This window comes from Flavobacterium sp. GSP6 (assembly GCF_003984855.1).
In the GTDB taxonomy this organism is placed as follows: domain Bacteria; phylum Bacteroidota; class Bacteroidia; order Flavobacteriales; family Flavobacteriaceae; genus Flavobacterium.
The window spans coordinates 141,274-151,909 of the sequence record NZ_RYDO01000008.1 but is presented as its reverse complement, the minus strand read 5'-3'; the positions used below and the strand labels follow the sequence as shown (position 1 = coordinate 151,909).

Genomic DNA, 10,636 nt, shown 5'->3' with positions numbered 1-10,636 from the left:
CTATTGAAGAATTTAACAATCAAATTAATTACAAAAATGTAGCTTAACTTAATGTGCAGTTTTTATTTGCATATCCAAACCCTTGAAGATATTTTTTTTATCACTTGTCGAAAACGCTTTTTTTGTTTGTGATTTTGCCTTTAGAACCATCAAAAGTAATTGAGCTATGAGTGTAATCCAGATTTGGGTCTTGATTCCGTTTTCGGTCTCTGAATAAAATTAGTGCTGTTGAAAATTTTGTTTTAGCTTCTTGAAAAGTAACTCAATCTGCCAACTAATTTTATAAATCAAAGTCACCTATTCATTGCTTATCTCAAAGTTATTGGTGATAAATTCATACACTCTTTCTTTGTCATCTCGGTACGTAACTTTTCGTAAACAAAGGGTTTTTTCTTGATTTTATTCTTTGTATTTTAAGTGAATATGTTCTTCTTTCAATACTCCAAAACCAGTTGCCTGAAGTACTCTTTGCAGGAGATTTATCGTGTCCTAAATGATTTAATTTACCTTGCATTGCAAGCATTCCATCGCAAATTTCTCCCATAGAATCACAACGACTAAAAACTCCAAAAAGTAGCGTTACAAGTTGTGTTCAAGCAGGAAAAGACTTGTAATATCGGTCGGTTTGGTGTTTTTTTTCAATATCTTTAGAACTCCTATTTTATTGTTTTTGGTAACCAAAAGATATAAAAAAAAGGGCTTACTATTAAAAGTAGCCCTTTGTCTTGAAATTATTTTGTTGGTTAGTAGTGAATAATTATATACTAATCTTTTCCGTCTTCATTTTTACTCATAAAACTAAGAGCAATATAACCCAATACAAAGAAAATCGCCAATATAAAAATTGAATTCCTAATCGAGTTTGTAATTGAAGCTACAAAACCAAAAATAAATGTACCAAGCACTATGGCAATTTTTTCAGTAACATCAAAAAAACTAAAATAGGTAGCATGATCTTCCGTTTCAGGCAATAACTTGGAATAGGTTGAACGTGATAAGGATTGAATAGCCCCTAAAACCATTCCTATCATTCCTCCAAGCGCATAAATTTGGATATCAATATATGTACTTTTAGCATCTAAGAAGTAGACCGTAAACCAAATAAACGCCCAAATTGCTACAGTAAGTTTTAGTGTTTTTATATTTCCAATTTTCTCTGATATTCTTGAAAATAAATAAGCGCCGAAAATAGCAATTACATTTATTAATAAAATTATAATAATCAATTTACTCGTACTAATTCCTAGTTCTTTTTTAAAGAAAATACCAGCCAATAATATCATTGTTTGTACCCCTATGCTGTAAAGAAAAAAAGCGGTTAAGAATTGTTTTAATTTTGTTAGTTTCTTTATACTTTTTGAAACAACTTTAAGCGCTATTAATCCTTTAAAAATATAATCTTTTTCGGGTTTTTTATGAAATACATTATTAGGCAAATAATAAAAAGTTACTTGGGCAAAACCAATCCACCAAATACCAACAGATAAAAACGAAATCCTCGCCGGTAAAGAAGAATCTGTTATCCCATACCATTGAGGCATCATAACCATCGTCAAATTAAACGCCAATAAAATTACAGAACCAAAATAACCATACATAAATCCTTTTGCACTTACTCGATCATGTTGTTCTGGAAAAGCAATTTCTGGCAAATAAGAATTATAAAAAACAATACTTCCCCAAAAGCCAACACTGGCTAAAATGGTACCTAAAATTCCAATCCACAATGTGTCCTGTCCCTTAAAAAAGAATAAACTCATGACTGATAACGAACCCAAGTAACAAAAAAACTGCATAAATCGTTTTTTGTTACCCGTATAATCAGCAATTCCAGACAATATTGGTGATAAGAGAGCAACTACCAAAAATGAGAATGATAAAGAGTAAGATAGCAAAGTTGAATTAATGAATTCTGTTCCAAAAAAATGAACAATCCCATTGTTTCCGCTTGTTACCGTTTCATAATAAATGGGAAAAACAGCTGTCGAAATTACTAAACTATAAACGGAGTTAGCCCAATCATAAAAAGCCCAAGCGTTAATAAGCTTTTTATCTCCTTTTTGTAATCCTTTCATATTTCATTTATTTATGCTACGAATTTATTTATTTTTTGTTTAACATTAGACAAAACGGGATGAAATCGTACATTAATAATCCGTTATCATAAGCACGCCGTTAGGATAAACAAAAAAAAGCTTTTCTGAAAAAGAAAAGCTTTTGTATAAAATTAGATTTACTAATTAATATGATTTTTATCTGTATATAATTCCAACTTTTACAGCTGTTGCTTTAGCTTCAGGAATTAATGCTTTCAAATTCGCAATTCGGGTAGCATCAGAGGGGTGTGTACTCATGAATTCTGGCGGTGCTTGCCCAGCGGATTGCGCTGACATCCTTTGCCAAAAAACAACTGATTCCTCTGGATTGTATCCTGCAATAGCCATTAAAGTAAGTCCTATTTTATCGGCCTCCGTTTCATGACCTCTACTAAAAGGTAACATTCCGCCATATTGTGTGGTTACTCCGTAAGCCTGTTGCCAAATTTGTTGATTCTCAGCACTTTTTCCTCCCGTTGCAACAGCAACTCCTACAGCACCTAATTGTTGCAATTGAGCAGCACTCATACGTTGAGCTCCATGATTGGCTAATGCATGCGAAACCTCATGTCCCATTACGGTAGCTAAACCCGCATCATCTTTAGTTATAGGCAGTATTCCGGTATACACTACAATTTTTCCTCCTGGCATACACCAGGCATTCACATCTTTATTGTCAATTAATTTATATTCCCAACGGTAATCCTTCAAATATTGTGATTGATCTAAATATATTAAATATTTTTCTGCAGCAGCTTTAATTCGAAGACCAACTGTTTCCACTTTTTTTGCATCAGCAGTTCCAGTAATTACTTTGTTTTCACTTAAAAAAGTACCATATTGCTGAAATGAGGTTGGAAACAACTCACTATTGGGAACAAAATTTAAGTTTTTTTTTCCTGTAAGCGGATTAGTTGCACAAGAAGATAAAATACCTAGAGCTAAAACCCCTACTATTAAATGCTTTTTCATGATTTTATTGTTTTTAGATGTCATACAAAAATACAATTATTAATATTTTAAAATTTATAAAATTAAATTTAAAAGTATCATTTTTTTGTTATTCTCCAATAATATACAAAGCTGTAAATCCCTTATCAACAATCAAATAGCCTTCATTATCCAAAGTAATTTTATCAAATACAACTTCAACGTTATCAATTTCTATTGTTTTGACTTTAAAAGGAAGTCCAATCAAATTTAATTTATACTTAGAATAATTAGTGTCGTATTTTCCTTCTTTATGCAACTGAATGATCAGTTCCTTCTCTTTTCCGGTTGCTTGAAAAGACAAAAAGCTATACCGTCCTTTTTTATAATCATATCCATCTTGCGCATCTTCATACACTACTGATTTTTCTTTTCCTTCGTGATAATAAATATCCAGTGTTAACTCATCAAACTCCAGTTCGCCAACATATTGTTGAACCGGATATTTAGGAATGATTGCTCCTGCTTTTACAAAAATTGGAATTTCATCAAACTTAGTACCTACCCATATTTCTTTTCCGCCATTGACCAATTCGTTGGTCCAATAATTATACCATTGTCCACGAGGAATATACATGCGCCTTCCTACTGAATTAGGTTCTAAAATAGGACAAACAAGAATTTGATTTCCAAAAACAAATTCGTCATTTCTATAATGCGTTTGAATATCTTCCTGATCATAATATACTAATGGCTTCAACATAGGAATTCCTTCCTCAATATATTGCCAAAACATGGTATATAAATAAGGTAATAATTGGTATCTTAAATTCACGAACTTTCTAGTGATATTGATCACTTCTTCATCAAAAGCCCATGGTTCCTGGTCGCCGTGATCTCCTGAAGAATGAGTTCTGCAAAAAGGATGAAAAACACCCAATTGAATCCAACGGGCATACAATTCGCCTGATGGTTGTTCTGCAAATCCACCAATATCTGATCCTGTAAAACCCATACCAGATAGAGACATGCGTTGCACCTGAATATTTGCAATCCATAAATGTTCCCAAGTGGCTACATTATCTCCAGTCCAAGAAGACGTGTACCGTTGTGCTCCTGCGTATGCTGATCTTGTTATTACAAAGGGTCTTTTTGGATATGCAAATCGTTTCACACCATGATAGGTTGCTCTGGCCATTTGTGTACCATAAATATTATGTGCTTTTCTATGACTGCAAGGGTTTCCGTCGTAATCATGGCGCACATCCATTGGAAATGTCTTATTAGGAACCTCCATTACTGCGGGTTCATTCATGTCATTCCACACTCCTTTTACTCCAATTTCCGAAATTAATTCTTTGAACAATCCAGCCCACCACTCCCGTACCGCAGGGTTTGTATAATCCGGAAAATTACATTCTCCCGGCCATACTTTTCCTTTCATGTATGGACCGTCAGCTCTTTTGCAGAAATAATCTTTTTCTAAAGCTTCTTGATATACCGAATATTCTTTGTCAATTTTTATTCCCGGATCGATAATTACAACTGTTTTGAAACCATCTTCGGCTAATTCAGCCACCATTCTTTTTGGATCCGGAAAATATTCTTTGTTCCAAGTAAAACATCGAAAACCTTCCATATAATCAATATCCAAATACAGTGCGTCACATGGAATTTTCAACTCTCTAAATTTAGCTGCAACTTCTTTTAAATTGCTTTCCGGATAATAACTCCATTTACATTGGTGGTATCCAAGTGCCCAAAGTGGCGGCAATTCTGGCTTACCGGTCAAATCAGTATACGTTGTAACCACATCTTGCATTTGGGGTCCGTAAATGAAATAATAATTCATTTCTCCACCTTCAGCCCAATAACTGGTTACATTTCTTCTTTCGTGACAAAAATCAAAATAGGTTCTAAAGGTATTATCAAAGAAAATACCATAAGATTTCTTGTTTCGTAATCCAATATAAAATGGAACAACTTTGTATAAGGGCTCTTGGTCTTTTTGAAAAGCATATTGATCTGTTGCAAAATTTTCCAGTCTTTTTCCCTTCAAATTCATTTGGGTTGCTTTGTCGCCAAGTCCGTAAAAACATTCCCCGTCTTTTGAAGCCTTACTCATTTTGACAATGTTACCGCCATATTCATAGCTTTCTTCCCAATGAAATCCAAGCTCATCTTCTAAAATAATATTTTCTTCTAGATCATAAATAGATACTCTCATGTCTATTTTTTGAATCCTGCATTGTACTTTACTGGTTTTTATCTGATAATACTCTTCTGCTTCAGAAACTTCCAGAAAATTATAACCATGAGAATGACTTTTATCAATTGCATAAGAAAAATCATTGCTAAAATACCCTTTTGTTGTAAATCTAAATCGGATTAAACTATCTCTTAATATGGTTACTTTCAAGATGACACTATTATCGGTATGAAAATAGATTGAATCAACTTCCTGTTCAAAAGAAATTATTTTTGTGGGATATAAATCTCCCTTATATTCTAATTCTGTATTTGTAATCATGTTTTATGGTATTAATTTTAATCTTTTTCTAGCATTCAAACTTACGAAATTACTTTGTAAACAGTTATATGTGTGGGGTTTATTAACGAAAACGTTATAGTTTTTAGACAGTTAAATTTAGAGATAAATAGGTGTGTTTTTTAAAACAAAGAAGGTAAGAGATTAGGAGTTAAAATCAAAAAAAAACGATAAATCAACACTAAATTTAAATTAGTTGTTACACCTACATAATTAAGCTTTAAATACTCTTAATCTCTAATTCTCATTGTAATCTGAAGTTCTCTTAATCTCTAAATCGTTTTGTTAAAAATTATCCGATTTTAAAAACAATAACACTTAACGGCGGCAATAGCAATTCAGCAGAATAATCTCTTCCATCATAAGGCAATGACTCAATTGCTATTTTTGTAGTATTAGAAACGCCGCTTCCTCCATAATTTGAAGCATCACTGTTAAAAATTTCTGTCAATTTTCCTTTTTTAGGTAAACCAATTCGATAATCAGGGCGCACCACTTGCGTGAAATTACACACTACAATTATATCGTTTTTTAGATCATTTCCTTTTCGAATGAAAGACATCACCGCATTTTGATGATCCGAATAATTAATCCATTCAAAACCTTCCGGACTGAATTGTTTTTCATATAATCCAGGTTGTGTTTTATACAATTTATTCAAATCTGTAATTAATTTTTTTACGCCTTCATGATAGGGATATTGCAATAAATGCCAATCTAAACTTCCTTCAAAATTCCATTCGTTGCTTTGTCCAAATTCACTTCCCATGAACAATAATTTAGTTCCGGGATGCATAAACATGTAACCATAAAGTAATCTTAAATTCGCAAATTTCTGCCATTCATCTCCTGGCATTCTTCCTGCTATAGATTTTTTTCCGTACACCACTTCGTCATGCGAAAGCGGTAACATAAAATTTTCCGAAAAAGTATAGGTCATCGAGAAAGTCAAATCATTTTGATGGTACTTTCTGTACACCGTGTCTTTTTGAAAATATTCCAAAGTATCGTGCATCCAACCCATCATCCATTTCATTCCAAAACCCAAACCTCCGATAGATGTTGGTCTCGAAACCATTGGGAACGAGGTACTTTCCTCAGCTATGGTTTGAACGCCTTCATAATTTAGATACACGGCTTCATTAAATTCTTTCAGGAAACTAATAGTATCTAGATTTTCTCTTCCACCGTAAATATTAGGTTCCCATTCGCCTTCTTTTCTGGAATAATCCAGATACAACATCGAGGCGACGGCATCTACCCGCAAAGCATCCGCATGGTAATGTTGCAACCAAAATAACGCATTACTAATCAAAAAAGAGCGAACCTCATTTCGTCCATAATTGAAAACTAAACTTTTCCAATCTGGATGATAGCCTTTTTTACGATCTGGATGTTCAAAAAGATTGGAACCGTCAAAAAATCCTAAACCATGTGCATCATCTGGAAAATGAGAGGGTACCCAATCCAGGATTACTCCAATTCCTGCTTCGTGCAATTTATCTACTAAATGCATGAATTCCTGTGGATTCCCAAAACGGGAAGTTGGTGCAAAATACCCCACTAATTGATAGCCCCAAGACGGATCGTATGGATATTCCATGATGGGCATGAACTCCACGTGCGTAAATCCAGTTTCTTTTATATAATGTACTAAATCTTCGGCAAATTCTAGATACGTCAGAAAGCGATTATCTTCTGCATGCCGTTTCCAGGATCCTAAATGGACTTCATATACTGAATAAGGCTTGTCTAAACCATTGTGGTTCTGACGCGTTTTCATCCAGTTTTTGTCTTTCCATTGATACTCTAAATCCCAAACTACTGAGGCAGTGTGTGGTGGTTTTTCACAATAAAAAGCAAACGGATCCGCTTTCTCTGTTATGATTCCACCATTATTAGATTGTATTTTATATTTATAGGTTGTCCCTTTTTTGATGTTTGGAATAAATCCTTCCCAAATGCCAGAGGAGTCCCAGCGAACTTCCAACAGATGTTTACCTTGTGTCCAGAAATTGAAATCCCCAACTACAGAAACAGACTGAGCTGTTGGCGCCCAAACCGCAAAATAAACACCGTCTGTTCCATCAACTGAAAGAAGATGTGCACCTAGTTTTTCATACAGACGAAAATGTTTCCCTGATTTGAATAATTCAATATCGAAATCGGTAAAAAGGGAATGCGAGATAACTTTGCTCATATAACAATTGTATGCTTCTGCTTTGTGTAAAAATCAGAATATTAGTGTAAGAAAAACAGTTTTTAGGTTTACTTAATAATGTAATTGTCTGGTATAACTGCTCCTTTTTTGATAACAACAATTCCATCTTTTATGGCATACAACTCATTAGAAAAATCTTCTAGATGGTTTCCACCATTGATATATACATCATTACCAATTCTGCAGTTTTTATCCACGAGAGCATTACTTATAAAACATCTTTCCCCAATTCCAACCAATTGTCTGTCGCTTTTAAGATCTTCATTCATATCATCAATATTCTGATAGAAATCATTACCCATTACGTAGCTGTTTTGAATGATAGTTCCCTCCCCTATTCTGGATCGAATACCAATTACAGAACGATTAATTTCTTTGGCATTCAAAATGCAACCTTCTGAAATCAATGATTTATCAACCATTGTTTTTTGGAATTTTGATGGCGGCAATAATCTTGGTCTGGTATAAATTTTATTAGTATCATCAAATAAATTAAATTTTGGCAAGTCATCCGTAAGTCCAATATTCGCTTCAAAAAAGGAATCTATATTACCAATATCCGTCCAGTATCCTTCATATTGATAACTTAAAATCTTTCTGTGGCCTACCGCTTGCGGAATAATTTCTTTGCCAAAATCTTTGGTTTCTTTATTGGACATGATATCGACCAACAGTTTTTTGTTAAAAATGTAGATTCCCATCGAAGCCAAGTAATTTTTTCCTTCACTTTTCATTTGTTCACTCACATCCGATTCCCAATCCGGTAATAATTCCTTCGCTGGTTTTTCGATAAAGGATTCAATACAGCTTTCGGAGTTTGTTTTTAATATCCCAAATTCAGGCGCATCTTTAGCATTTACTGGCAAAGTAGCAATAGAGATATCAGCTTCGTTCTTAATGTGTTCTTCTAGCATATCGTTGAAATCCATTTGATACAACTGATCTCCGGAAAGTATCAACGCATAATCGAAATCATGGTTTAAGAAATGAGGCATACATTGTCTTACGGCATCGGCAGTCCCTTGAAACCAGGTTGGATTATCAGGAGTTTGTTCAGCAGCAAGAATATCAACAAAGGCATGGCTAAAAATACTAAAGTTATAGGTGTTTTTTATGTGTGCATTCAGGGAAGCCGAATTAAATTGTGTCAATACAAACATTCTGTAAATATCTGAATTCATACAATTTGAAATAGGAATATCAACCAATCGGTATTTTCCTCCTATTGGTACAGCTGGTTTTGATCGTGATTCTGTCAAGGGATACAATCTTGAACCTTGTCCTCCACCTAAAATAATTGCAATAACATTTTTCTTTTTGGGTTTCATTTCTTGTTGCTTATTAGTTTGTACATTTCTATATATTCCTGACAAACACGCTCCCATGAATGGTCTGTGTTCATTCCTATTTTTCTAATTTTGTTCAGATGTTCTTTATCATCATATAAATTGACGGCTCTTTGAATAGAATAACAAACATCACCAACTGTGGCCTGATCGTGGCAAATTCCGTTTCCGTCATCGCCAAAATCAACAACTGTGTCTCTTAACCCACCAGTTCGTCTCACAATGGGAATTGTTCCGTAGCGCAACGAATACATTTGGTTTAAACCGCAAGGCTCTACTCTGGAAGGCATTAATAAAAAATCAGAACCGGCGTAAATCAAGTGTGCTAATTCTTCATTATAACCAATAAACGTATTGTAATTTCCTTTGTAATCTTGTAGCAAAGTATTCAATTGTTTTTCAATAATTGTACTTCCGGATCCTAAAATCAAAATATTAATTTGTTGATAATTCTCAGATAAAGCAAGAGCTGCGGCTGGTGGTAATAAATCCCCTCCTTTTTCTTCTAATAATCTTCCAATAAAACTAAAAAGTGGTTTTGTTGGATCTAAATTAAAGAGTTTGCATAATTTTTCTTTGTTTTCCTGTTTTCCTTTTTCAAAATTTTTAATCGAATAGTTTTTTTCTATCATCGCGTCTTTTTCCGGATCCCAAACTTCAATATCAATTCCGTTCAAAATCCCTTTAGACTTATACCGAACCAAATTAAATAGTGATTCCAGACCATTTGCTGAATAGTTGATTTCATTTAGATAATTTGGAGAAACTGTGGTAACAGCCCAAGCACATTTTATGGCTACTGCCAATGAATTAATGCAATTATCCCATTCTAAAACATTTACGTGAGCCAAATCAAATTCGGGTAAATAATATAATTTATTAAACCCAAACTGCCCTTGGTATAAACCATTATGAATGGTAATCATGGAAGGAATATTTCGTAATTTTTCGTATTTGTGACAATACAACATCATAAATGGAATCATACCTGTATGATGATCGTGACAATTAATGACATCAGCAACTTCGCTTCTGCCTGTAATCCAATCCAAAGTGGCGATCTGGAAAGACAAAAAACGTTCAATATCATCTTCGTAACCATACACGTCTTTCCTGTCGAATAAATCCGGAATGTCAACCAAATACAATTCAAATCCTAGTTGGTCTGTTTTTTCTTTTAGAATACTATACGGAAAATTAAAATTTCCAAGTTTTACAGAACTCCAATGAACACATTCAAACTCATTTTCTTTTTTAAACTTTGTATCATAACAAGGTATTACAACCCTTACACGATGCTCTGCATTGTTTTGATATTTTGGTAATGCGCCAACTACATCAGCTAAACCTCCTACTTTTGCAACAGGATAACACTCTGCACTGATATGAAATATTTCCATGTATGAACTTTTGATATTTTTAATTAATTTTAACCCCTATTTTAGTCTTTTATATAAATACGCCTGAAAACTTTCTAAAAAATACTACTTTTATG

At 33.6% G+C, this 10,636-nt stretch carries 6 protein-coding genes and 1 pseudogene; all 7 read right to left on the bottom strand.

The features are described from left to right. Window positions 1-352: 352 nt before the first annotated feature. Window positions 353-580 (bottom strand): annotated as a pseudogene (locus EKM03_RS15490) (DUF4372 domain-containing protein); the annotation flags it as partial. A 184-nt stretch (window positions 581-764) separates the two neighbouring features. Beyond that, entirely contained in the window at window positions 765-2,075 is a 1,311-nt protein-coding gene (locus EKM03_RS10140; RefSeq protein WP_126459770.1) for an MFS transporter, read from the bottom strand. Window positions 2,076-2,252: 177 nt separating this feature from the next. Beyond that, entirely contained in the window at window positions 2,253-3,068 is an 816-nt protein-coding gene (locus EKM03_RS10135; protein ID WP_126553209.1) for a M48 family metallopeptidase, read from the bottom strand. A gap of 88 nt (window positions 3,069-3,156) precedes the next feature. After that, entirely contained in the window at window positions 3,157-5,556 is a 2,400-nt protein-coding gene (locus EKM03_RS10130; RefSeq protein WP_126459774.1) for a glycoside hydrolase family 31 protein, read from the bottom strand. Window positions 5,557-5,866: 310 nt separating this feature from the next. Further along, on the bottom strand, window positions 5,867-7,774 hold the full coding sequence (glgB, locus tag EKM03_RS10125) for a 1,4-alpha-glucan branching protein GlgB (RefSeq protein WP_126459777.1): 1,908 nt from the start codon (window positions 7,772-7,774) through the stop codon (window positions 5,867-5,869). A 68-nt stretch (window positions 7,775-7,842) separates the two neighbouring features. Further along, window positions 7,843-9,123 (bottom strand): glucose-1-phosphate adenylyltransferase, encoded by a 1,281-nt coding sequence (locus EKM03_RS10120; RefSeq protein WP_126451441.1) that lies wholly within the window; start codon window positions 9,121-9,123, stop codon window positions 7,843-7,845. Further along, window positions 9,120-10,541, bottom strand: coding sequence for a glycogen synthase (locus EKM03_RS10115; RefSeq protein ID WP_126556340.1), 1,422 nt, complete (start codon window positions 10,539-10,541; stop codon window positions 9,120-9,122). Before EKM03_RS10115 ends, EKM03_RS10120 begins: the two co-directional genes overlap by 4 nt. Between the last annotated feature and the right edge of the window lie 95 nt (window positions 10,542-10,636).